Consider the following 23,886-nt stretch of genomic DNA (forward strand, 5'->3'; position numbering starts at 1 on the left):
GACGGCGGCCTGAACGCAATCCGCGGGCCGCTCAGCCCGGCAGGGCCTCGCCGACCGGCTCGGCAGCGCTGGCCTGCACATTGGCCCGGCCGGCGCGCTTGGCCTCGTAGCAGGCCAGGTCGGCCTGGTGGGTCCAGGACGCGACGCTGCCCAGGCGGTCTTCCCACATCGCCAGGCCGATGCTGGCGCTGACCTGCAGCTGCCGACCGTTCCAGGGTACCTGGACGGCCTGGACCCTCTCCAGCAGCTTGTGCGCCAGGCGCTGGGCCCACTGAGGGGGGCAACCTTCCAGCAGCACCGCAAATTCGTCGCCACCCAGCCGCCCCACGGCATCGCTGACGCGCACGCCGTCATTCAGCGCCCCCGCCACGGCCTGCAGCATGGCGTCACCGGCCTGGTGGCCTTCGCTGTCGTTGATCGGCTTGAAGTGGTCCAGGTCGATGACCAACAGGGCCGTCGGGCGGCGCAAGCGGCCCTCAATGAAGCGCTCCATCCGCTCCTGGAAGCCGCGGCGGTTGAGCAGGCCGGTCAGCGCATCGTGGGTGGCGGACCACTCCAGCTGGTGGCGCGACTGCACCTGGGCGGTGATGTCGCTGAGCGTCCAGACCATGCCGGCTTCGGGCTGCCCCGGCCGCACCTCGCTGGCGTGCAACTGCCCCCAGAAGGTGTTGCCCTGCTGGCGCAGGAAGCTGTGCTCGCCGACATAGGCCCGCCCTTCGCGCAAGGCGGCCTGGATGGCCCCGAGCATCCGGTCGGCATCGCCGACGTCTGCCAGCAGCAGGCGGGCCGGCAGACCGCGCAGTTCGCTCGGGGCATAGCCCAACAGGCGGGCCAGCTCGGCGTTGACCAGCGTCAGCCGGTCCTCGCGCAGGAAGGCCAGGCCCAGCGGCGCGGCAGCCATCACGCTTTCCAGCCGCTCCAGCAGCTGGTGGTTCTCGTGGTCCTTGTGTGCCAGGGCCAGTGCTACGCTGTGCAAGGTGGCGCTGAGCGCGCCGATCTCGCCGCGCGCCACGGGCCAGCCGTCCTGCGGGGCCTGATCCCCGTCGAGCAACGCCACCACGCGCCGTTCCAGCTGGGCCAGCGGGCTGAGCTGCCAGCCCAGGTAGAGCAGGAGCACCAGGGACAGGCCCGCCCAGGTGCCCAGCGCCCAGCGCAGCGAACGCACGCGCAGCGCGTCCAGCGGCGCCATCATGGCGGCGCGGGAATAGGCCCGCCAGATCACCCAGTCCGGCCCCGGAATGCCCGCGGCCACGACGATCTGATCGCCATCCGACCAGACCAGTCCATCGGACTCCACCGGGCTGCCCTGGTCCCGCCACTGGCGCATGGCCACGGACAGCCAGACGGAAGGGGCCGCTTGCGTGGTACCGGTCGCCAACGCCCCATCCACGAGGCGGCGGCCCTGGTTGTCGGTGATGGCCAGCAGCTGGGAGATGGCTCCCTCCCCAAAGTCGGGGCCTGGCTCGACCACATCGCTCATCAGCCCCGTCCGGCGCAACCAGATGATGCCGACCAGCACGGCCTGGACACGGCCATCGCGCAGCACCGGCTGCGTGAAGACCGTCGCCAAAGGGGCGGTTGCGGCCCCGGACCTCGGGACCGAGGTGGTATCCCGCGGGAGCACCCAGACCATGGGCCGGGACGCCTGAACCGTGGTCAGGAAGCCGGGCTGCCGAGGCAACAGGGCCTGGAGAGGCCGGTCCTCGGCCCGGGCACTGAACAGCTGCCCCTGCGGGTCGGCCACGACGACCTCGTCAAACAGGACGGCAAGGCCCGGGTGGGCACCGCTGGAAGCGTCCCAGCGGGCCGGTTCGGGCAGGGTCTGCGCGGCAACCCACAAGCTCCGCTGCCGCTCCATCAGGCGCCGCGACAGGGCGGCCGCACTGTGCACGGCGTCCTGCAGCACGACCTGGCGCGCACGGGCTTCGGTCTCTCGCTCGGCGTCGCGGACCAGCAGGCCCGAGATCAAGGCCGTGGCCAGAACCCCGGCGAGCAGCGCGCCCACGGTGATTCGCAACAGCAGAGACCCCCGCCAGCGCGCAGGCATCCAGCCACGCCACCAGGGTGGGGCAGACAGGGAGGATGGCGAGAGCGAGAAAGGCATGGGCAGGGACGCGGCAGATCAACGCATCGTCTTCAGCCGCTGTTCGACATATCGGCACCGCCGCCCCCGACTTGACCCGGATGTGCGGCCCCATCCGAGGTGTTATCGAGGCATCGAGGGCAGATGGGCATCCAGCGCCGGCATCAGCACGGCCCCGTCGTCGGCCCATTCCACATGGGTCAGGCCGGGCTCCTCACGCTCAAGCCGCAGGCGCTCGAGTTCCTGCGGGCTCAGCACACCCTGTTCAGCCTGCCAGGCGGCCGCCTGGGTCTGCTGGGTGACGCGGTGCTGGAACTCGGCCAGGGCCGCACAGACATGGGCGCGCAGCAGCTCGGGCTCCCAGGGCTTGGTGAGGTAGCGGAAGATGCCGGTCTCATTCAAGGCACGCTGCGCGGTGGCGAAATCGGCCACTCCGGTCAGCAGCATGGGCACAGCCAGGGGTTGCCAACGGGCGGCCTGGCCGAGCAAGGTCAGCCCGTCCATCCCGGGCATGCGCAGGTCAGCGAGGATGGCGTCGTGGGCACGCGCACGCAGATGGGTCAGCGCCTCCTCGCCGCCCAGCGCCAGGTCCATGTGCAGGTCGGGGCACAGACCGCGCAGGGTGCGCTGCAGGGCCTTGAGTTGGGAGGGCTCGTCGTCCACCAGCAGCAGTCGGGGCATGGTCGTCTCCAGAGTCAATCGGTCATGACGGGATGCGTCACAGGGCAAGCGCGCTGCACATGTCCTCGACGCCGCGCTCCACTTCGGCCAGCAGGGTCAAGGCTGCACTGTCGCTCAGGTCCAGCCGCAGCCAGAGGGCCGGATCCAGCGACGGCACCACCTCCTGCGCCTCATCGGCCAGGTCCAACGCATGGGCGATGGCATTGGCCACCTGCAGCAACTCGGCGAGGCTGCGCGCAGCCGGGTCGCCGCCCTCCCAGGGCTGTGCGTGGTACTCCACCGCCTGCACCACCCGGGCCGGAAAGCGCCAGTGGCGGACCAGCACGGCGCCGATCTGGGCATGCGTCAGCCCCAGGGTGGCCCGTTCGGCCTCCACGTCCGGAACATCGGCGCTGCGCGCCAGGGCCAGGGCCTGGGCCCCCTCGGCCGGGAAGTGCGCCGCAAGCACCAGCTTGCCGATGTCATGCAGCAGGCCAGCCACGAAACCCTCGTCGGGATCCAGGCGCAGCCGTGGCGCCAGCAGGCGGGCGGCCATGGCCGCGGCCATGCTGTGCCGCCAGTAGCCGCGAAAGTTGAAGCCGGCGCAGCGCGAGGTGTCCAGGCCATTGCTGTAGGACACGGCCAGCAGCACACCGGACACGGCCCGCAGACCCAGCAGGGTGACCGCATCGCCGATGCGGCCCACCCGGCCGGACATGCCGTAGAAGGCCGAGTTGGCCACCCTCAGCGTGCGCGCGGCCAGGGCCTGGTCCTGCTCGATCAGATGGACGCTGCGCTCGACGGAGACGTCATCGCGCTGCAGCGCCTGCATGACCTCGCGCACGGCCTGCGGCAGGGCCGGCAGGGTCTCGACGCAGGACTGGATGCGCTCCAGCGAAAGGGGGGAGCCGGTCATGGGAGACGATCCTCCTGCCGGTACCGGCGCAACAGCGGATAGAGCGGGTGGAGCCGCCCTTCGCGCAGGCTGTGGCGAAACAGATGGGCCAGGCGCTCATCGGCCGGCGTGCGCGCGGACGCGGCCGAGGTCGACTCGCCCGGGGGCGCCAAGGGCGCCTCTTCAAGCGGATTCATGACAGACCTCCTGCGACAGCGGAAGACAGATCAGCACATCACCCCGCCAGGGGCCGGAGCCGGCGCCAAGCCGGTAGCGCCAGACGCGACAGTGGCAACCCTGCACCAGGCAGCGCGCCTCACCGTCCGCCGGTGCCAGACCGTCCACCCCGGCCTGGGTGGGCACGCCCAGCGCCAAGGCCTCGGGCGGGAACAGCCGGTGGGCCGCCTCGTTGGCATAGACGAGCAGGCCGTCGGGATCCACCCCGATCACGGCCAGGGGCAGGCTGTCGAGGATCTCCCGCACGCCGCCCACGCTGGCCTGCAGCAGCAGGCCCTGCTCGCGCTGGCGCTCCAGGGCCGCACTGAGCTGGCTGTTCACATGGGCCAGCAGGGCATTGGTGGTCTCAACCTCGGCGCTCAGGCGCCGGTTCTCGTCGGCCATGCCCTTGCGCCGGAAGGCTTCGGCCACATGGGCACGCAGCCGGTCGTCGTCCCAGGGTTTGGTGAGGAACTTGTAGACCGCGCCCTCGTTGACGGCGTCGATGATCGACTGCAGATCCGTGAAGCCCGACAGGGTCATGCGCACGGTGTCGGGATACAGGGCGGCGGCGCGGTGCAGGAACTCCACCCCGGTCATGCCGGGCATGCGCTGGTCGCTCAAAATCACGTCCACCGGATGCTCCGCCAGGCAACGCAGGGCCTCGTCACCGTTGCGGGCGGTCAGGATCTCGTAGCCATCGCGGCGCAGCAGGCGCCGCAGCGCAGCCAGGATGTTGTCCTCGTCATCCACCAGCAGCAAGGTGCGCTGGCTGTTGTCACGCGAGAGGTGCTGGGCGGCCAGACGCCAACCCTCGGACAACCGTTCGGACAGGGCCTGGGGCGCCACCGGCGGGCTGAACCAGTAACCCTGGATCAGATCGCATCCCTTGGCCCTCAGCAGGTTGAGCTGGTCCTCGCGCTCCACGCCCTCGGCCAGCACCTGCATGCCCAGGCCATGGGCCATGGTCAGGATGGCGCGGGTCAGGGCCATGCTCTCGGGGGCCGTGTCCACATCGCTCACAAAGCTGCGGTCGAGCTTGACCACATCGATGGGCAGGCTGCGCAGGCAGGCCAGGCTGGAATAGCCGGTGCCGAAGTCGTCCAGCGCCACCTCGACGCCCAGGGCGCGGAGCTCGCTGAGCGCCTGGCCCGCCCGCGCCGGGTCGTCCATCACGGCGCTCTCGGTCAGCTCGATGCCCAGGCCGCGGGGGTCCATGCCGGTGTCCAGCAGCACGCGCTGAACCTTCAGGGCCAGATCGCCCCGGCGCAACTGATGGGGCGACACGTTCACCGCGACGCGGGGAACGCTCAGCCCGGCGGTGCGCCAGGCCACCCATTGGCGGCAGGCGGTCTCCAGCACCCAGTGGCCCAGTTCGCCGATCATGCCGGTCCGCTCGGCCACAGCGATGAACTCGGTGGGGGGAACTTCGCCCCAGCGCGGCGAATTCCAACGCGCCAGCGCTTCCACGCCGACGATGGCGCCGGAGGTCAGCGACACCTGGGGCTGGTAGACCAGCCGCAGCTCCTGGCGTTCCAGCGCGTGGCGCAGCGCGCTGGCCACCTGCATCTCGCGCAGGGCATGCGCGTGCGCCTCGGCACGGGCAAAGGCCACGCCGCCGGCCTCGTCGGCCAGGGCGCAGGCCTTCTCCGCCGCTTCCAGCAGCGTCTCGCCGTCCTGCCCATCGCCCGGAAACATCGCCAGGCCGATGCGGCAGCGCGGCAGCACCTCGGCCGCGCCGACCAGCATCGGGGCCTGCAGGACGCGGCGAAGCTGCCGGGCCTGCTCGTGCACGGCATCGGGCAGCAATTCGACCTCTGCCCGGCCCATCAGGGCCAGATCCTGGCCACTGACCCGGGCGACCAATTCCTGTTCGCGGGCCTGCTGCTGCAGGCGAGATGCCAGCGTGCGCAGCACCGTCTGGGCCGCCTCGTGGCCCAAGGTGACCCGCAGCTCCTGCAGCTGCGGCAGCTCCACCACCATCAGCAGGAAGGCGCTGCGGTCCCACCGGGCAATCTGCATGCGCGATGCCAGCTGCTGGATGAAATGGGCCCGGTTGGGCAGGCCGGTGAGGACGTCGTACTGGGCCAGGGTCTGCACCCTCTGCTCGGCCTCGTGCTGGCGGCTGATGTCCTGCACCAGGCCGATGCCCTGCAGCGCGTCGGCCTGCGACACCTTCTGCAGCATGCCGCGGTGCACCACCTGCAGCCACTGGCCCTGGGCCCCCAGGGCCCGGTGCTGCAGCTGGAACGGCTCGTCCGGCCGGGCCTCCCGCCAGGCCTGCATCACCCGAGCGCGGTCCTCCGGGGCCACCCAGGCCCAGGCCGCCTCCGGATCGGCGGCACCGGCATCGGCCAGCGTGCCCACCAACTGCCTCAGCCCGGCCGAGGGTCGCAGCCGGCCCTCGGGCCAGCCGAGTACATAGGAGCCCGAACGGGACAGATGCTCGCTGTGGTCCAGCAGGTCGGCATTCCACTGGGCCTGGCGCAACGCCTCGCGGGTCTCGCTGACGTCGAACAGCGTCACCAGATCGGCCGGGTGACCGTCTACCAGGACCGGCTGGCCGTACAGCCTCACATCGAAACGGCTCCCGTCGCGGCGCAGCCCCTGCACTTCCCAGAACTGGCCGGGCTCGCCGGCCAGGCGACGCCGCAGTTGCTCGGCAATCAGCGGCCGGTCCTCGGGCGCCACCCAGTCCGTGAGCTGGTGGTTCACCAGCGGCGTGTCGCCCCAGGCCAGCAGGCGGCGCGCCGCCGGGTTGGCATAACGCACGCCCTGGGCCTGAACCAGCACCAGCGCCACCTCGGTGAGTTCCAGCACAGCGGTGATCCACTGGCTGTGAACGCCCGGCGGCGCCAGCAGCGCCGTCACATCCACGGGCCGGTCTGCCGGCCGCTCCAAGGGGGCATGTTCCGCGCTCATGCCGCCCCCTGCACGGCCGCAGCCGACCGGTCCACCCAGGGCAGCTCGGGCGGCGTGCTCGGCTTGTCCTCCAGCGCCGGCCCGGCCACTGGCACCCAGACGCGAAAGACGCTGCCCTGCCCCGGCACCGAATGCACGCGGATGACACCCCCGTGCTTCTGCACGATGGAGAAGGACAGCGACAGGCCCAGCCCGGTGCCGCTGCCCACCGGCTTGGTGGTGAAGAAGGGCTCGAAGATGCGACGCTGCACCTCGGCGCTCATGCCGCAGCCCGTGTCGGCGACCTCGATCCAGACCCAGCCATCCTGGTGGCCGCTGGCCAGCGTGATGACGCCATGGCCATGGATGGCGTGGGAGGCATTGACGATGAGATTCATGAAGACCTGGTTGAGCTGGGCGGCCAGGCAGCGCACCAGCGGCAGAGGGCTCAGCTGCTTGCGCACCTCGGCCTTGTATTTCACTTCGTGGCGCACGACGTTGAGGGTGGACTCCAGCCCGGCGTTGAGGTCGGCCTCCTGCCACTCCGATTGATCCAGGCGCGAGAAGTCCTTGAGGTCCTGCACGATCTTCTTGACCCGGGCCAGTCCGTCCTCGCTCTCGCTCATCAGGGCCGGCAGGTCCTCGCGCAGGTAGTCGATCTCGGCCTCCGTGCGGGCCCGGGCCACGGCGGCCCGGCTGTCTGGACCGGGCTGGGCGTCCGCCGCCTCGTAGGCCAGGATCAGCGCCAGCAGCTGCTCGACATAGCCCTTGAGCGTGTGCAGGTTGGAACTGACGAAGCCGATGGGGTTGTTGATCTCGTGCGCCACGCCCGCGGCCAACTGGCCGATGGAGGCCATCTTCTCGGACTGCAGCAGCTGGTTCTGCGCATCCTCGAGCTTGCGCAGGGTCTGCTTGAGCTGGTCGTAATTCGACCGGAGCTCGTCCTGCGCCAGCCGGACCTCGGTGTGGTCCTCCAGCAGCCACCAGGCCCCGCTCTCAATGTGTTCGACATCGGCCGGGTAGGCGATGAGCTGCACCCAGAGTTGGCGGCCATCGCGGTGCCGCAGCCACATCTCGTGCCGCCAGGCCTGGCCAGTCCGCAGCACCGGTGTGGAGCACTCGCGCACCCACGCGAAGTCCTCTGGAGCGCAGAAGAGTTCGCCGGTGTCCTGCGGCGGGCGCCCATCGGTCCAGCCGAGGATCTCCGCCATCTTGCGGTTGTGGTGCTCGATGCGCGCGCCGCGGGTGCGCGCCACCCCCACCGGGGCGTTCTGCATGAAGGCTTCGAGCTGATGCAAGGTGCCGCGCAGCTCGGCCGAGCGCTCCTGCACGAGCTGTTCGAGCTCGTTGCGATGCCGCCGCAACTCCTCTTCGGCCTGACGCCGCTGGGTCACGTCCTGCAGGGTCTCGATGGCGCCGACGATGCGGCCATTGGCATCCCGCAGCGGCACCGCGGTGAAGTACAACCAGCGGCCTTCGCTGCCCAGCCGCGGATAGAAGTCCTCGACCTCCCAGGCGCCCTCCCCCGCATCGGCGGCCGGCTGCCCCAGGCCCCGATAGGCCGCGCGAAGGGTCTCTTCGGAGGCGCCATCGACGATCAGATCCGCCAGCACGGGCCGCTCCGCAGCGAAGAAGGCCCGCCAGGCGTCAGTGCTGCCCCGCATCTCGCCAGCGCTGCGCCCCGTGAGGCGTTCGCAAGCCCGGTTCCAGTGGATCACCCGGTGATCCACCCCGATGACGAAGGTGGCCACCGGCCCCCCTTCGACGATCTGATGCAGCATCTGGCTGAGCTGCTGCAGGCTGTCCTGCACGAACTGCATGTCGCTGAGGTCCTGGCAGGTCACGACCACGGTGTCCCGCCCGTCGATGGCACAGCGGCGCGACATCCACTCCACCCGCCGCTGCACACCGTGGCGGGAGCACAGGGTGACGGTTTGTGCCGGAGGGTCGCCAGCGCCGGGGCTCAGGCAGGCGCGGGCATTGGTCTGCAGGCCGGCGCGGTCTTCTTCGGCCACCACGGCATCGAAGGCCAGCTCGCCCACCTCGTCGAGCCCGCAGGCCAGCAGACACAGCATGGCCGGGTTGGCGTGCAAGATCTGTTCGCCTCGGTGCAGCAGCACGGGAACGGCGATGGCGTCATAGACGGCCAGATCGGCCGCTGGCCGCTGCACAGGGGAAGCGCCGCCATCAGGCATGGTGATGCTCGCCGGAAAGTGCCGTCTGTGGCAGCGGCGGGGGGGTCAGGCGGGGCGCCTCCATTTGCGGGCGCCGCACATGCAACGTCAGCCTCAGCCCTTCTCCGGCCACGAACTCGCGGATCTGGCGGATCACCCGTTCCTCGAACACATAGCCGGCGGCCAGCAGCAGCGCCCCCTTGGAGGACAGCAGGTCCCGCGCCAGCACCATGCCGGGCCGCAGCTGGGTGGCCTCGATGCAAAGATCGTCCTGGGCCTCGGGATCCGGCTCGGCCAGCACCGCTTCCAATGCCGCCACCATGCGACCGTCGTAATGGGTGCCCACGCCGCCGCGGATCGCCTGCAGGGCCTGGTGGCGGGAATGGGGCTGCTCCGACATGGCCCCGTGGGTCAGGTCGTCGTAGTCGCTGGCCACCGCGACGATGCGGGCGCCCAGGGCAATGGCCTCGCCCTCCAGACCGTCCGGAAAGCCCTTGCCATCCACCCGCTCGTGGTGCTGCCGCACGATGCGCCCCACGCCATGCAGCCGGGCCAGCGGCATCAGCGCGGCCTCGCCATCCTTGGGGTGGTGGCGGTAGCGGGCCAGGTCTTCCGGCACCAGCACCGACAACGGCCGGCCCAGCATGCGGTCCGGGAAGCCGATGGTGCCGATGTCATGCAGCAGCGCGCCCAGGTAGACCTCCTGCTGCGCGCGCTCGTCGAGCTGGAGGTGCGGCGCCATGCGCTTGACCAGGGCCGCCACCCGGCGCGCATGGCCGGCCACGGCGCCTTCGCGCATCTCCAACAGGCCGGAGAACACGGTGACGGCCACCATGAAGTTCTCGTTGAGCTCCTCGTAGGCCTTCTCGAGCATGTCGTTGATCTGCTCGATCTCGGCCGTGCGGGCCTTGACCCGCTGCTCCAGCCCCTGGTTGAGCTCGGCCAGCGCCTGGTTCTGGGCCTGCACCTGGGCCAGCAGCTGCTGGTTCTCCAGCTCCAGCTGGCGCCGGCGCAGCGCCTCCTGCACGGTCAGCAGCAGGTCGGGGTCGTTCCAGGGCTTGGCGATGTAGCGGTGGATCTCACCCTGGTTGATGGCCGCAATGGTGGAGCCGATGTCCGCGTAGCCGGTGAGCAGCAGGCGCACGGCCTGCGGATGGCGCTGGCGCACCTGGGCCAGGAACTGGGCGCCGTCCATCTCGGGCATGCGCATGTCCGACAGCACCAGATCGACCGGCTGCTGGGCCAGGATCTGCAACCCTTCGGCACCGCTGGACGCCAGCAGCACCGTGTAGCCCTGGCCGCGGAACAGGCGGCGCAGGGCGTTGAGCACGCCCGATTCGTCGTCCACGAGCAGCAAGGTCGCCCCTTCAAAAGGGGCGCGGGACGCCAGGGCGGGGGCGGTCGTGTCGCTCGTCATCTTGGGAAGCCAATCGAAGCTCGGGTCGGGATGACGCGCAAACGTCATCCTTTCCTGACATTTCGTCCCAGACTTCCCCGAGTGAATCGGGGTAAACCCGCTTCAGTGTGACGCAGCAGACAGCGCGGCCAGGCGCCGCGCCAGAAAGCGCAGGGCCGCGCTGTAGCCCTCGGTGCCCAGGCCGGCGATCACGCCCTCGGCGATGCCGGAAATGAACGAGTGGTGGCGGAATTCCTCACGCCGGTGCACGTTGCTGATATGCACCTCCACCACTGGCAGGGCCACGCCGGCAAAGGCGTCGCGCAGGGCCACGCTGGTGTGGGTCAGGCCGCCCGGGTTGACGATGAAAGCGCGCGTGCCATCCAGCCGGGCGGCATGGATGCGGTCGATCAGCGCGCCCTCGTGGTTGCTCTGGAAGCACTGCAGCGGCAGACCCAGGGCCTGCGCCTCCTGCACCAGTCGGGACTCCACATCGGCCAGGGTCTCGGCCCCGTAGATCTCAGGCTCACGGGTGCCGAGCAGGTTCAGGTTGGGGCCGTTGAGCACGAGGATGGACATGGCAGCAAGGCAGGGTGATGCGGAGTGCCCGATTGTCACCTGCCGGCCCAGGATGGGGGAACCCCGGCTGGAGCCCACACTTCAGATCACATGGATCATGAATTTCGCCTTGGATGCCATTTCAACAGCAGTTTGTGATCACAAACAGTGGATCCTGCTAGGATGCGATCCATCGCGACTCCCGCCCTGCCCATGGCCTCCCTGCTCGACAGCTTCCTCGCCCAGCACCGCATCCACGAGGTGGAGTGCGTGATCCCCGACATGACCGGCATCGCCCGCGGCAAGATCCTGCCGCGCGACCTGTTCCAGGCCGCCGGTGAGATGCGCCTGCCCAAGAGCGTGCTGCTGAACACGGTCAACGGCCAACAGCCGGACAACGGCCCCTTCGTCGGCGACACCGACCCGGACATGGTCTGCGTGCCCGACGCCGCCACCGTGCGCCTGGTGCCCTGGGCCGCCGAGCCGGTGGCAGTGGTCATCCACGACTGCCAGGAGTGGGACGGCTCGCCGGTGGCGCTGTCGCCGCGCGGCGTGCTGCGCCGGGTGTTGAAGCTGTATGCCGACCGCGGCTGGAAGCCCATCGTCGCGCCGGAGATGGAGTTCTACCTGGTGGCCCGCCAGCAGAACCCGCACGAGCCGCTGCAGCCGCCGCTGGGCCGCACCGGCAAGCCCGAGGCCGGGCGCCAGAGCTACTCCATCGACGCGGTCAACGACTTCGACCCCTTCTTCATGGAGCTTTCCAACTTCTGCGAGCTGCACCAGCTGGGCGTCGAAACCTTGATCCACGAGGCCGGCCCGGGCCAGATGGAGATCAACTTCAGCCACGGCGAGCCGCTGGAGCTGGCCGACCGGGTCTTCCTGTTCAAGCGCACCGTGCGCGAGACGGCGCTGCGCCACGGCATCTTCGCCACCTTCATGGCCAAGCCGATGGAGGCCGAGCCCGGCAGTGCGATGCACATCCACCAGAGCATCCACGACGAGCAGGAACACAACATCTTCAGCCTGCCCGACGGCAGCGCCAGCCCGCTGTTCGCCCACTACATCGCCGGGCTGCAGACCTACATCCCGCAGCTGATGCCCATGTTCGCGCCCTACGTGAACTCGTACCGGCGGCTGGCGCCCTTCATGTCGGCGCCGATCAACGTGCGCTGGGGCTACGACAACCGCACCTGCGGCATCCGGGTGCCCAAGTCCGGCCCGGCCGCGCGCCGGGTGGAGAACCGCGTGCCCGGCGTGGACGTGAACCCCTACCTGGCCATGGCCGCCACCCTGGCCTGCGGCTACCTGGGCATGGTCGAGCAGCTCAGCCCTTCGGAGCCCACCACCGACAGCGCCTGGAACGTGGCCCACGAACTGCCCCGTCACCTGGAGGACGCGATCGAGCGCATGCGCGCCTGCACCCCCATGCGCGAGGTGCTGGGCGACAGCTTCGTCGACGCCTTCTGCGCCGTGAAGGAGCTGGAGTACGCCACCTACAACCGGGTGATCAGCTCCTGGGAGCGCGAGCACCTGCTGCTGCTGGTCTGAGGCCCGAGACACCCTGACACCCATCGACATGAACACTGCCCCGACCCTGCGCGCCGGCCTGGACCCGGCCCGCCTGTCCGCCCTGCAGCAGCGCGAGCGCGCCGCCTATGCCGCCGCCCGCCCCCGCAGCCAGGCCCTGGCCCAACGCGCCGCCCGACACCTGATGTTCGGCGTGCCGCTGCACTGGATGAACGACTGGTCCACCCCCTTCCCGCTGCATGTGGCCAGCGCCCAGGGCGCGCGGCTGCAGGACGTGGACGGCCACGCCTACACCGACTTCTGCCTGGGCGACACCGGCGCCATGTTCGGCCACAGCCCGGCGCCGGTGGCCGCCGCCCTGGCGCGTCAGGCGGCCCAGGGCATCACCGCCATGCTGCCCGGCGAGGATGCGGTCTGGGTGGGCGAGGAACTGGCCCGGCGCTTCGGCCTGCCGGTCTGGCAGTTCGCGCTCAGCGCCTCGGACGCCAACCGCTTCGCCATCCGCTGGGCCCGTGCCCTCACGGGCCGCGACCAGGTGCTGATCTTCAACGGCTGCTACCACGGCACCGTGGACGATGTGTTCGTCGACCTGGTGGACGGCCAGCCCCGCACCCGCGACAGCCTGCTGGGCCAGGTGGTGGACATCACCCGCACCACCCGCAGCGTCGAGTTCAACGACCTGGCCGCGCTGGAGGCCGCGCTGGCCGACGGCCAGGTGGCCTGCCTGCTGGCCGAGCCGGCCATGACCAACATCGGCATGGTGCTGCCCGAGCCCGGTTTCTGGGAGGCCGCCCAGGCCCTGTGCCGGCGCCACGGCACCCTGCTGCTGATCGACGAGACCCACACCATCAGCACCGGCCCCGGCGGCTACACCCGGGCCCACGGCCTGCAGCCGGACCTGCTGGTGCTGGGCAAACCGGTGGCCGGCGGCGTGCCCTGCGCGGTTTACGGCTTCTCGGCCGAGGCGGCCCGCCGCGCCGAACAGGCCAAGCGCGAGGCCCCGCCGGGCCACAGCGGCATCGGCACCACGCTGACGGCCAATCTGCTGGCCCTGGCCGCGATGCGCGCCAACCTGGCCGAGGTGATGACCGAGGTCGCCTATGCGCGGATGTTCACGCTGGCCGAACGCCTGGCCGACGGCCTGCGCGCGGTCATCGCCCGCCATGGCCTGCCCTGGTGCGTGACCCAGATCGGCGCCCGCACCGAGTTCCAGTTCACGCCCACCCCGCCGCGCAACGGCAGCCAGGCCGATGCCATCCTCGACCCCGCCCTGGAGCAGATCGTGCACCTGTACCTGCTCAACCGCGGGCTGCTGATCACGCCCTTCCACAACATGATGCTGGTCTGCCCCGACACCACGGCGGCCGATGTGGACCGCCTGGTGGCCACCTTCGACGCCTTCGTCGGCGAGACCCGGCCGGGCTGAGCCCTACACTGCGCGTCCCCGCCCTGCCCCGCTGACATGCCCACCGCCGCCGACAACGACACCCCCGCCCCGCCGGCGGCCGCCACCCACCAGGACGCGATCTACGCCACGCTGCGGCAGTGGGTCACCGTGGGCCGCTTCCTGCCTGGCGAGCGGCTGAAGATCCGCACCGTGGCGGCCCAGCTGGGCGTGGGCCAGATGCCGGTGCGCGCCGCCCTGCAACGCCTGGCCGCCGAGGGCGCGGTGGTCAACGTACCCAACGCCGGGGTGGCGGTGCCCCGGCTCTCGGTGCCCGAGTTCGACGACCTGCTGCAGATGCGCATGCTGCTCGAAGGCGAGGCCGCCGAGCGCGGCGCGCTGCGGTTGGACGCCGAGGGACAGGCCCGGCTGCAGGCGCTGAGCCAACGCATGGCGCAGGCCCTGGCCCGTGGCAATGGCGACGACTACCTGGCCGCCAACGAGGACTTCCATGTGCTGCTCTACAAGGCCACCGGCTCGCCCACGCTGTTCGGTCTGATCGACACGCTGTGGCTCAAGGCCGGCCCCATCTCCAACCGGCTCTTCGACACGCCCGAGGCCGGCGCCGTGCTCAATGACGCCCATGAAGACCTGGTGAAGGCCCTGGCGCGCGGCGACAGCGCGGGGGCGCGGCGCGCGGTGGAGAAGGACATCTTCGTGGCCGGGCAGTTTCTGCGCCGCACGCTGGGCGCGCCCGGCAAGGCGCGGCGCTAGACTGGGGCGCACCATGAGCCAGAGCGCCCCCGACCACGACTACCCGACCGTCCTCGCCCAGATTCGCACCGAGATCCAGCCCCTGCTGGGCCAGGGCCGGGTGGCCAGCTACATCCCCGAGCTGGCCAAGGTGCGGGGCGACCAGTTCGGCATGGCCGTGGTGACCCTGGATGGCGAGGTCTGCACCTGCGGCGACGCCCGGGTGCCCTTCTCGATCCAGTCGGTCTCCAAGCTGTTCGCGCTGACCCTGGCCTACCAGTGCGTGGGCGACGCGCTGTGGCAGCGGGTCGGCCGGGAGCCTTCGGGCAACCCCTTCAACTCGCTGGTGCAGCTCGAATCCGAGCAGGGCAAGCCGCGCAACCCCTTCATCAACGCCGGCGCGCTGGTGGTGACCGATGTGCTGTGCACCCGCTTCGTCAACCCGGAAACGGCGCTGGTGGAGTTCGTGCGGCGGCTGTCGGGCCACGCCACGCTGCAGTACGACGACCGGGTGGCCCGCAGCGAGATGGCCACGGCCGAACGCAACCGCGCCATGGGTCACTTCATGCGCAGCTTTGGCAACCTGCACAACCCGGTGGACGAGGTGATCGCCGCCTACTGCCGGCACTGCGCCATCCGCATGGACGCGGTGGACCTGGCGCGGGCGGTGGCCTTCCTGGCCCACGGCGGGGTGAACCCCTGGAACGGTGAGCGGGTGGTCAGCGCCAGCACCGCCAAGCGGCTCTCGGCCCTGATGCTGACCTGCGGCACCTACGACGCGGCCGGGGACTTCGCCTTCCGCGTGGGCATTCCGGCCAAGAGCGGCGTGGGCGGCGGCATCGTGGGCCACATCCCGGGCCAGCTGGGGGTGTGCGTCTGGTCGCCCGAGCTGGAGCCCTCGGGCAACTCGCTGGCCGGCAGCTACGCGCTGGAGCGCTTCACCACCCTGACGGGGCAGTCGCTGTTCTGAGCCGACTGCCAGGTGGGTTCAGCGCTCGATGCGCGCCCAGGCCGAGTGGTTGTGGATGGACTCGAAGTTCTCGACATCCACCCGGTAGTGGCCGATGCGGGCATCGGCGTTCAGGCGCAGGGCCACGTCGCGCACCAGGTCCTCGACGAACTTGGGGTTCTCGTAGGCGCGCTCGGTCACCCACTTCTCGTCGGCCCGCTTGAGCATGGGCCAGATCTCGCTGGAGGCGGACTCTTCGGCAAAGCGCACCAGCTCCTTCCACTCGATGGCACCGGCCACCGGGTCCTTCAGCTCGACGCGGATGGTCACCAGCGAGCGCTGGTTGTGCGCACCGTAGTCGGAGATCTCCTTGGAGCAGGGGCACAGGCTCTTGACCGGCACGCCCACCTCGGCCCAGATGGCGGTCTGGCCATTCTTGCGCTCGGCGATGAAGGCCCCGGCGTAGTCCAGCAGGCTCTGCAGGCCCGAGACCGGTGCCTTCTTGCGGATGAAGAAGGAGAAGCGCGCCTCGATGCGGCCATCGCTGGCGCCCAGCTTGTCCAGCATCACATCCAGTTCACGTGCCAGGCCGGCCGCGTCCAGCGGCTCGCTCTGGGCGTCCAGCCAGGCGACGAAGCGGGACATGTGGGTGCCCTTCTTCTCGGCCGGCAGGGCCACGTCCAGGTTCCACAGCGCCGCAGTGGACTGAACCACACCGGCCACCCGCAGGTTCAGCGGATAGCGCACGTCCTTGACCCCGACGCGCTGGATCGCGAGGTGGCGCTCGTCGCGCTCGCTCTGGGTGTCGGGGATGTGCAGGGCGTCGGTCAGGGTATTCATGGGAACGTCAAGGGATTCAGGCTGTCAATGTGACAGCGAACCGGCAACCCCGCTGACGCAGGGTTGATGCCGGCCACCCTCGATTGTGCTATGAGTGCGAAAAGTCCGTCGGTGGCCGCTCAGGCCGCGGCCGGCTTCACCAGGGCCAGCGGGGCCCCGAAACGGCGGCGCACCGCGGCCTCGATGCCGGCGGCATCCAGCCCGCACAGCGCCAGCAGCTTGCCGTGGTCGCCATGCTCGATGAACTCGTCGGGCAGGCCCAGCTGCAGCACCGGCACGGTGACGCCGGCCTCGGCCAGCGCCTCCATCACCGCACTGCCGGCCCCGCCAGCAATGCAGCCTTCCTCGATCGTCACCAGACCTTCGTGGCGACGGGCCAGGTCCAGCACCAGAGCCTTGTCCAGCGGCTTGGCAAAGCGCATGTTTGCCACGGTGGCGTCCAGCTTCTCGCCGGCCTGCAGGGCCGGGTAGAGCAGTGTGCCGAAGGCCAGAATGGCCACGCCCCGCCCTTCGCGGCGGATCTCGCCCTGGCCCCAGGGCAGTTCGTCCAGCTCAGCGGCCGGCACGGTGCCGGCCCCGGCGCCGCGCGGGTAGCGCACCGCCACCGGATGGTCCTGGCGGTAGGCCGTGGTCAGGGCGCGCCGGCACTCGGCCTCGTCGGCCGGCGTCAGCACGCTCATGTTCGGAATGCAGCGCAGGAAGGCGATGTCGTAGGCCCCGGCGTGCGTGGCGCCGTCGGCACCGACCAGGCCCGCCCGGTCCAGCGCGAAGACCACCGGCAGGTTCTGCAATGCCACGTCGTGGATCAGCTGATCGTAGGCGCGCTGCAGGAAGGTGCTGTAGATGGCCACGACCGGCTTGAGCCCTTCGCAGGCCAGCCCGCCGGCAAAGGTCACGGCATGCTGCTCGGCGATGCCCACGTCGTGGTAGCGGGTCGGGAAGCGCCGCTCGAACTCGACCATGCCCGAGCCCTCTCGCATGGCCGGCGTGATGCCCACCAGGCGGTCGTCGGCCGCGGCCATGTCGCACAGCCATTGGCCAAAGACCTGGGTGAAGGTCTGGGCCGACGGGGTGGCCGGCTTGACCAGCCCGATGGACGGGTCGAACTTGCCCGGGCCGTGGTACTTGACCGGGTCTTCCTCGGCCGGGCTGTAGCCACAGCCCTTGCGGGTGACCACATGCAGGAACTGCGGGCCCTTGGCCTGGCGCAGATTCTCCAGCGTGGGGATGAGGGCGTCGAGGTCGTGGCCATCGATCGGACCGACGTAGTTGAAGCCGAACTCCTCGAAGATCGTGCCCTCGGGCACCACCATGGCCTTGGTGTGCTCCTCGAAGCGCTTGGCCAGCCCATACAGCGGCGTGTTCTTCAGCACCGACTTGGCGCCCTCGCGGGCCGCCGAGTAGAAGCGGCCGCTCATCAGCCGGGCCAGGTAGCGGTTGAGCGCCCCCACCGGCGGCGAGATCGACATGTCGTTGTCGTTCAGGATCACCAGCATGTCGGGCAGGCCCGCCGCGCTCTGGAAGCCGCCGTGGTTCAGGGCCTCGAAGGCCATGCCGCCGGTCAGCGCGCCGTCGCCGATGATGGCCACCGCCTTGCGGCTCTCACCCTTCAGGCGGGCGGCATGGGCCATGCCCAGCGCCGCCGAGATGGAGGTGGACGAGTGCCCGGTCCCGAAGGTGTCGTATTCGCTCTCGGCCCGGCGCGGAAAGCCGCTGATGCCGCCCAACTGCTTGAGCGTGGCCATGGCCTCGCGCCGGCCCGTCAGGATCTTGTGCGGGTAGGACTGGTGGCCCACGTCCCAGACCAGCCGGTCCTGCGGCGTGTTGTAGACCGCATGCAGGGCGATCGTCAGTTCCACCGTGCCCAGGTTGGACGACAGGTGTCCGCCCGTGCTGCTGACCGACTGCAGGAGGAACTGCCGCAGTTCATCGGCCAGCTGCTTGAGCTGAGGCCGGGAGAGCTTGCGCAGATCTTCCGGACTGTGGATGTTCTCCAGCAAGGAGGGCTTGCTCATCAGGGGTTGCTCCGGAACCGGCACAAGGGATCGACCATCCATGGTGCCGCGTTCAGTATTGTCGGTCCACCACACGCCCGGCCAGCCAGGCCAGGCAGCCCACGGACAAGCCTGAACGGTCCAGGGCCTGCATGGCTTCGGTGTAGAGGCGCTGGGCGTACTGGTTGGCGGCTTCCAGGCCCAGTGCGGAGACATAGGTCGGCTTGTTGGCGTCTTCGTCCTTGCCAGCGGTCTTGCCCAGCACGGCGGACTCCTGGGTGCAGTCCAGGATGTCGTCCACCACCTGGAACGCCAGGCCGATGGCGGCGCCGTAATCGCTCAGGGCCTGCCAGCCGACCTCCCCGGCATCGCCGCAGGCGGCGCCCATCAGCACGCTGCATTGCAGCAGCGCACCGGTCTTGCGGCGGTGCATGTCGCGCAGCGCAGTCTCGGTCAGGGGCTTGCCCACGCTGGCCAGGTCGATGGCCTGGCCGCCGGCCATGCCTTCCTGCCCCGCGGCGCGGGCCAGCAGACGCACGAGACGCGCCTGCAGCTCGGGAGGCACGCCGGTCTCTGGCGTCAGCACCTCGAAGGCCAGGGCCTGCATCGCATCGCCGGCCAGCATGGCCTGGGCCTCGCCGAACTGCACATGCACCGTGGGCTTGCCACGCCGGAGCATGTCGTTGTCCATGCAGGGCATGTCATCGTGCACCAGCGAATAGGCGTGGATCAATTCGACCGCGACCGCAGCCCGCAGGGCCGCCTCGCGATGCCCCTGCACCGCCTCGCAGGCGGCCAGCACGAGCACCGGGCGCAGACGCTTGCCGCCGCCCAGCACCGCGTAGCGCATGGCATCGCCCAGGCCCGCAGGGGCGTCGGCAGGCACGAAACGGTCCAGGGCCTCTTCAACTTCCGAGAGGCGCTTCTGAACCCAACTCTCCCATTGGTTCACTGTCATTCACTTGTCCAGGGCTTGAGCTGCCCTTCTTCGAGGACCTGGATCTGGTCCTCCACAGCCTTCAGGCGGCCACGGCAAAACGTCAGCAACTGACTGCCCCGCTGGTAGCTCTCCAGGAGCCGATCCAGGGGCAGCTGCCCACCTTCCATGGCCTGCAGCAACTGATCCAGTTCGGCGAGCGCCTCCTCATAACTGGCGGGCTCGCTGGTGGCTTTGGCGGGGACGGAACGTGGCATTGCAATGACGCGGTGTTGTTTCCCAATTGTAGTCAGCCCGCCCCCTGCCCCTCGGGCAAGCCCTGATGCGACCGAAGGGGCGTCGGCAAAAAAGACACGCCAACGTGATTCCATCACCTTGACACCCATCAAACCCGAATTCAAGTCCATCTGGTTTGAATTGGTTAGAATGTGATCTGCCCTCACCCTGCCGGTGGGGGTTTTTTCATTCCCACCCGCGGGGCCACCGGGTGGGGGGTTTCAAGACATGTTTTTTGGAGATCCTGGGGATCATGTCGAACCTGAGCATCACGCTGGAAGCTCTGGAGCGCACGCGCTCTCAACTCTCCGTCAGCACTTATTTCGACGAGGACCTGTTTCGCCGCGAGCAGGAACTCATCTTTCAACACGGACCGCGCTATCTGGCGCATGAATTGTCCGTCCCGCAGGTGGGCGATTACTACGCCCTGCCGCAGGAAGGCGAAGGTCGCGCGCTGGTTCGCACCAGCAAGGGCGTGGAACTCGTCTCCAACGTCTGCCGCCACCGCCAGGCCGTCATGCTGCGCGGGCGCGGCAACACGCGGTCGAACATCGTCTGCCCGCTGCACCGCTGGACCTACGAGCTGGGTGGCCAATTGGTGGGCGCCCCGCACTTCGACCACGACCCCTGCCTGCACCTGAACAACTACAAGGTGCGCACCTGGAACGGCATGGTGTTCGAGGACAACGGCCGGGACATTGCCGCCGACCTGGCCGGCCTGGGCCCGCGTGCCGACCTGGATTTCTCCGGCTACGTGCTCGACCACGTCGAGATGCACGAGTGCCACTACAACTGGAAGACCTTCATCGAGGTCTACCTGGAGGATTACCACGTCGGCCCCTTCCACCCCGGCCTGGGCAACTTCGTCACCTGCGACGACCTGCGCTGGGAGTTCGGCAAGCACCACTCGGTGCAGACGGTGGGCGTGCTGGACGGGCTGCGCAAGGTGGGCTCGCCGGTCTACCAGAACTGGCGCGACCAGGTGCTGAAGGCCCACGACGGCCAACCGCCCAAACAAGGCGCCATCTGGCTGACCTACTACCCGAACATCATGATCGAGTGGTACCCGAAGGTGCTGACGGTCTCGACGCTGTACCCGGTCAGCACACAGAAGACGCTCAACGTGGTGGAGTTCTACTACCCCGAGGAGATCGTCGCCTTCGAGCCGGAGTTCTGCCAGGCCCAGCGGGCCGCCTACATGGAGACCTGCATCGAGGACGACGAAATCGGCGAGCGCATGGACCTGGGCCGCAAGGCCCTGTTCGAGCGCGGCGACGACGAGGTGGGGCCCTACCAGAGCCCGATGGAGGACGGCATGCAGCACTTCCACGAGTGGTACCGCCACGTCATGGGCATGGGCCGCGCCTCCTGGTAAGCCGCCGGCTTGCCTCGGTCGGCCGCCCCGCCGGCCACCGCATCGGGCGACCTTCGGGTCGCCCGATGCGTTTCGGGTGATCCCTGCCGGGCCACTTGATCAAGGGCAATCCTGCCCTTCTTTCTCCGCCCTCAAACGGGTGGCGCATCGTATGCTGCGGCCATCCCAGAACCTGCCGCGCACGCGGACCCTGCCCGTGGACAAGCACTTTCTGACCTCCCTGTTCACCCCGCGGTCCCTGGTGGTCTTCGCGGGCAACCCGGCTCAGCCGGATTCCGCCACGCCCCTGGGGCGGGTGCTGCTGCAGTCGCTGGAAGAAGGCGGCTTCCCCGGCCCGGTCACACGCCTGGACATCGAGGGCGAAATCACCGCCAAGCTGTCCGAGCTGGCCCAGACCCGGGCCGACCTGGCCATCATCGCGCTGCCGGACGACCAAATCGAGGCGGCCCTGGAGATCGCCGGACGCATCCGCTGCCGTGCGGCCATGGTGCTGTCCTCCGGACTGCCCCAGACCACCTGCGCCGCGCTGCACGCGGTGGCCCGGCGCCACCACATGCCGCTGCTGGGGCCCAACAGCCTGGGCTTCCAGCGCCCCTCGGCCCACCTGAACGCGGGCGCCACCGGCCCGCTCGCCCACCAGGGCCCGCTGGCCCTGGTGTCGCAGTCGGGTGCGCTGACCACCTCCATCCTCGACTGGGCACGCCACAACGGCGTGGGCTTCTCCACCGTGGTGTCGCTGGGGGCCAACAGCTCGCTGGGCCTGGCGGAAGTGCTCGACTATCTGGCCAATGACAGCGCCACCCACAGCATCCTGATCTACATGGAAGGCATCCGCAACGCGCGGCGCTTCATGAGCGCGCTGCGGGCGGCCGCCTCGATCAAGCCGGTGGTGGTGATGAAGGCCGGGCGCAAGCCGGCCGGCTCCCATGCCGCGCTGACCCACTCGGCCGCCATCGTCGGCTCGGACGACGTGTTTGAAGCCGCCCTGCGCCGCGCTGGCGTGGTGCGCGTGCGCGCCTTCACGCAGTTGTTCTCCGCGGCCAAGTGCCTGGCCTCGCGCTACCGGCCGGTGGGCAACCGCCTGGCCATCATCACCAATGGCGGTGGGCCGGCCGTGCTGGCCGCTGACTGGGCCAACGACCTGGGTCTGGAAGTGGCGCGACTGGGCGACGCCAGCCGCGTCGGCCTGGCCCCCCTGCTGGGCAGTCAGGCCTCGCTGGGCCAGGTGATCGACCTGGGGGAGGAAGCCACCGGCGCCCAGTACGCGGCCGCCTTGAAGGTGGCCAGCGCCGACGCCGGGGTGGATGGCGCTCTGGTGATCTACTCGCCCAAGCCGGGCGGCCTGCCGGGCACCGAGCCCGACACCGTGGCCACCGCGGTGACCGAGGTGGCCCATCTGCAGGGCAAGCCGGTGGTGGCCTGCTGGATGGGCGACGAGACGGTGCGGGGCTCCCGCAGCCTGCTGGCCCAGCATGCGGTGGCGAACTTCCGCACGCCGGAGGCGGCCGTGGAGGCCTTCGGCAACCTGGCCAGCTTCTACCAGAACCAGCAGCTGCTGCAGCAGACCCCGCCGCCGATGACCGCGCTGGACAGCCCGGATGCCGAGGGCGCGCGCCTGCTGATCGAAAGCGTGTTGGCCGAACGACGCCATGTGCTGACCGAGATGGAGTCCAAGGCCCTGCTGGCGGCCTTCCACATTCCGGTCACGCGCACCATGCTGGCCCGCAGCGCCAGCGAGGCCATGCTGATCGCCAGCCAGCTGGGTTACCCGGTGGCGCTGAAGATCGATTCGCCCGACATCAGCCACAAGAGCGATGTCCGTGGCGTGGCACTCAATGTGATGACCGCCACCCAGGTGCGCGACACCTACAACGACATGCTGGCCGCGGTGGCCAAGGTGCTGCCCCAGGCCCGCATCAACGGCGTCACCATCCAGCCCATGAGTGGCAAGCCGCGCGGGCGGGAGCTCTACATTGGCATGACCACCGACGACCCCTTCGGTCCGGTGATCACCTTTGGTGCGGGCGGCACGATGATCGAGCTGATCGCCGACCGGGCGATGGAGCTGCCGCCACTCAACCAGTTCCTGGCCCACCGCCTGATCGAGCGCGCCCGCGTGGCCGAAACCCTGGGCAGCTGGCGCGGCGCCCCACCGGTGGATGTGGACGCGCTGGAACAGGTGCTGCTGCGGGTCTCGGAAATGGTCTGCGCACTGCCCCAGCTGCGGGAGATGGACATCAACCCCATCATCCTGGACGAGACCGGTGCGGTGGCGGTGGATGCCCGTATCGTGGTGGAGCCGTCCGGCTCATCATCGAGCCTGCCCTACCAGCACCTGGCCATCCTGCCCTACCCCGCCGGCCTGGCGCGCGAATGGCCGCTCAAGGGTGGCGGGCTGTGCACCATCCGGCCCATCCAGCCCGACGACGCCGACATGCTGCAGGCCCTGGTGCGCGGCCTGTCGCCAGAAAGCCGCTACTTCCGCTTCGTCAGTGCGATGCAGGAAATGCCGGCCCGCATGCTGGCGCGTTACACGCTGATCGACTACGACCGCGAGATGGCCCTGGTGGCCGTGCGGCACCACCGCCAGGCGAACGAGGACGGCAGCTTCAGCGACCGCGAGGAGATCATCGGCGTCTCGCGCTACATCACCAACCCGGACCAGACCACCTGCGAGTTTTCGCTGGTGGTGTCCGACAGCGTGTCCGGCCAGGGACTGGGCTCGCGGCTGATGCTGTCCATCATCGACGTGGCCCGCGCCAAGGGCCTGAGCGAGATCCAGGGCTTGGTGCTGACCCACAACGACAGCATGCTTCGCCTGATGCGCAGCCTGCATTTCGAGGTCAAACCCTATCCGGAAGACCCCGACTTCCGCCTGTGCACCTACCTCCTGTAAGGTCGAAGCTCTGACTGGTTGCGGCTGCCGGTCTTCTACAATGGCCGCTCACCCGCCACCAATGCGGAGGTC

The 23,886-nt window shown here is 69.6% G+C and carries 18 protein-coding genes; 6 read left to right on the forward strand and 12 right to left on the reverse strand.

Annotation, left to right across the window (positions count from 1 at the left end):
* Window positions 1-31 precede the first annotated feature (31 nt).
* The 8 genes from M0L44_RS06385 to aroQ form a co-directional block, all read right to left on the reverse strand.
* Window positions 32-2,005, reverse strand: coding sequence for a GGDEF domain-containing protein (locus tag M0L44_RS06385; protein ID WP_252768815.1), 1,974 nt, complete (start codon window positions 2,003-2,005; stop codon window positions 32-34).
* A gap of 201 nt (window positions 2,006-2,206) precedes the next feature.
* Window positions 2,207-2,764 (reverse strand): response regulator, encoded by a 558-nt coding sequence (locus M0L44_RS06390; RefSeq protein ID WP_252768816.1) that lies wholly within the window; start codon window positions 2,762-2,764, stop codon window positions 2,207-2,209.
* Between the two features lie 37 nt (window positions 2,765-2,801).
* A complete protein-coding gene (locus M0L44_RS06395) occupies window positions 2,802-3,659 on the reverse strand; it encodes an HDOD domain-containing protein (protein ID WP_252768817.1) in 858 nt (285 codons plus the stop codon).
* The gene (locus M0L44_RS06400; RefSeq protein ID WP_252768818.1) at window positions 3,656-3,835 is read right to left on the reverse strand and encodes a hypothetical protein; all 180 of its coding nucleotides are present in this window, start codon (window positions 3,833-3,835) and stop codon (window positions 3,656-3,658) included. Before M0L44_RS06400 ends, M0L44_RS06395 begins: the two co-directional genes overlap by 4 nt.
* Window positions 3,822-6,776, reverse strand: a complete 2,955-nt coding sequence (locus M0L44_RS06405; RefSeq protein WP_252768819.1) for an EAL domain-containing protein — start codon at window positions 6,774-6,776, stop codon at window positions 3,822-3,824. The genes M0L44_RS06400 and M0L44_RS06405 overlap by 14 nt, the downstream gene beginning before the upstream one ends.
* On the reverse strand, window positions 6,773-8,950 hold the full coding sequence (locus M0L44_RS06410) for an ATP-binding protein (RefSeq protein ID WP_252768820.1): 2,178 nt from the start codon (window positions 8,948-8,950) through the stop codon (window positions 6,773-6,775). The genes M0L44_RS06405 and M0L44_RS06410 overlap by 4 nt, the downstream gene beginning before the upstream one ends.
* Window positions 8,943-10,346 (reverse strand): response regulator c-di-GMP phosphodiesterase, NosR family, encoded by a 1,404-nt coding sequence (gene nosR, locus M0L44_RS06415; RefSeq protein ID WP_252768821.1) that lies wholly within the window; start codon window positions 10,344-10,346, stop codon window positions 8,943-8,945. Before nosR ends, M0L44_RS06410 begins: the two co-directional genes overlap by 8 nt.
* A gap of 102 nt (window positions 10,347-10,448) precedes the next feature.
* A complete protein-coding gene (gene aroQ / locus M0L44_RS06420; RefSeq protein ID WP_252768822.1) occupies window positions 10,449-10,904 on the reverse strand; it encodes a type II 3-dehydroquinate dehydratase in 456 nt (151 codons plus the stop codon).
* A gap of 192 nt (window positions 10,905-11,096) precedes the next feature.
* On the opposite strand from aroQ, the gene M0L44_RS06425 reads away from it, so the two are divergent.
* From M0L44_RS06425 to M0L44_RS06440, 4 genes are read left to right on the forward strand one after another with little or no spacing between them, the layout of a single operon-like run.
* Window positions 11,097-12,431 (forward strand): glutamine synthetase family protein, encoded by a 1,335-nt coding sequence (locus M0L44_RS06425; protein ID WP_252768823.1) that lies wholly within the window; start codon window positions 11,097-11,099, stop codon window positions 12,429-12,431.
* A gap of 28 nt (window positions 12,432-12,459) precedes the next feature.
* Window positions 12,460-13,836: an aspartate aminotransferase family protein gene (locus tag M0L44_RS06430; protein ID WP_252768824.1), complete on the forward strand. Its 1,377-nt coding sequence runs from the start codon at window positions 12,460-12,462 to the stop codon at window positions 13,834-13,836.
* A gap of 36 nt (window positions 13,837-13,872) precedes the next feature.
* A complete protein-coding gene (locus tag M0L44_RS06435; protein WP_252768825.1) occupies window positions 13,873-14,568 on the forward strand; it encodes a GntR family transcriptional regulator in 696 nt (231 codons plus the stop codon).
* Between the two features lie 13 nt (window positions 14,569-14,581).
* Complete coding sequence (locus M0L44_RS06440) at window positions 14,582-15,517, forward strand: glutaminase (protein ID WP_252768826.1); 936 nt, start codon at window positions 14,582-14,584, stop codon at window positions 15,515-15,517.
* 18 nt (window positions 15,518-15,535) lie between these two features.
* Here the strand turns inward: M0L44_RS06440 and folE2 are convergent, their stop codons facing one another.
* The 4 genes from folE2 to xseB all read right to left on the reverse strand — a co-directional run bounded on the left by folE2 (window position 15,536) and on the right by xseB (window position 19,524).
* Window positions 15,536-16,336: a GTP cyclohydrolase FolE2 gene (folE2, locus tag M0L44_RS06445; protein ID WP_252768827.1), complete on the reverse strand. Its 801-nt coding sequence runs from the start codon at window positions 16,334-16,336 to the stop codon at window positions 15,536-15,538.
* Window positions 16,337-16,455: 119 nt separating this feature from the next.
* Window positions 16,456-18,351 carry a 1-deoxy-D-xylulose-5-phosphate synthase gene (gene dxs / locus M0L44_RS06450; RefSeq protein ID WP_252768828.1) on the reverse strand — a complete coding sequence of 632 codons (1,896 nt, stop codon included), beginning with the start codon at window positions 18,349-18,351 and terminating at the stop codon, window positions 16,456-16,458.
* Window positions 18,352-18,403: 52 nt separating this feature from the next.
* Entirely contained in the window at window positions 18,404-19,288 is an 885-nt protein-coding gene (locus M0L44_RS06455; RefSeq protein WP_252768829.1) for a polyprenyl synthetase family protein, read from the reverse strand.
* Entirely contained in the window at window positions 19,285-19,524 is a 240-nt protein-coding gene (xseB, locus tag M0L44_RS06460; RefSeq protein ID WP_252768830.1) for an exodeoxyribonuclease VII small subunit, read from the reverse strand. Before xseB ends, M0L44_RS06455 begins: the two co-directional genes overlap by 4 nt.
* Window positions 19,525-19,796: 272 nt before the next feature.
* On the opposite strand from xseB, the gene M0L44_RS06465 reads away from it, so the two are divergent.
* Together M0L44_RS06465 and M0L44_RS06470 are read left to right on the forward strand one after the other, a co-directional pair.
* Window positions 19,797-20,918 carry an aromatic ring-hydroxylating oxygenase subunit alpha gene (locus M0L44_RS06465; protein ID WP_252768831.1) on the forward strand — a complete coding sequence of 374 codons (1,122 nt, stop codon included), beginning with the start codon at window positions 19,797-19,799 and terminating at the stop codon, window positions 20,916-20,918.
* Between the two features lie 151 nt (window positions 20,919-21,069).
* Window positions 21,070-23,814 carry a bifunctional acetate--CoA ligase family protein/GNAT family N-acetyltransferase gene (locus M0L44_RS06470; RefSeq protein WP_252768832.1) on the forward strand — a complete coding sequence of 915 codons (2,745 nt, stop codon included), beginning with the start codon at window positions 21,070-21,072 and terminating at the stop codon, window positions 23,812-23,814.
* Window positions 23,815-23,886: the final 72 nt, after the last annotated feature.

The sequence above is a fragment of the Ideonella oryzae genome (genome assembly GCF_024055665.1).
In the GTDB taxonomy this organism is placed as follows: Bacteria; Pseudomonadota; Gammaproteobacteria; order Burkholderiales; family Burkholderiaceae_C; genus Ideonella; species Ideonella oryzae.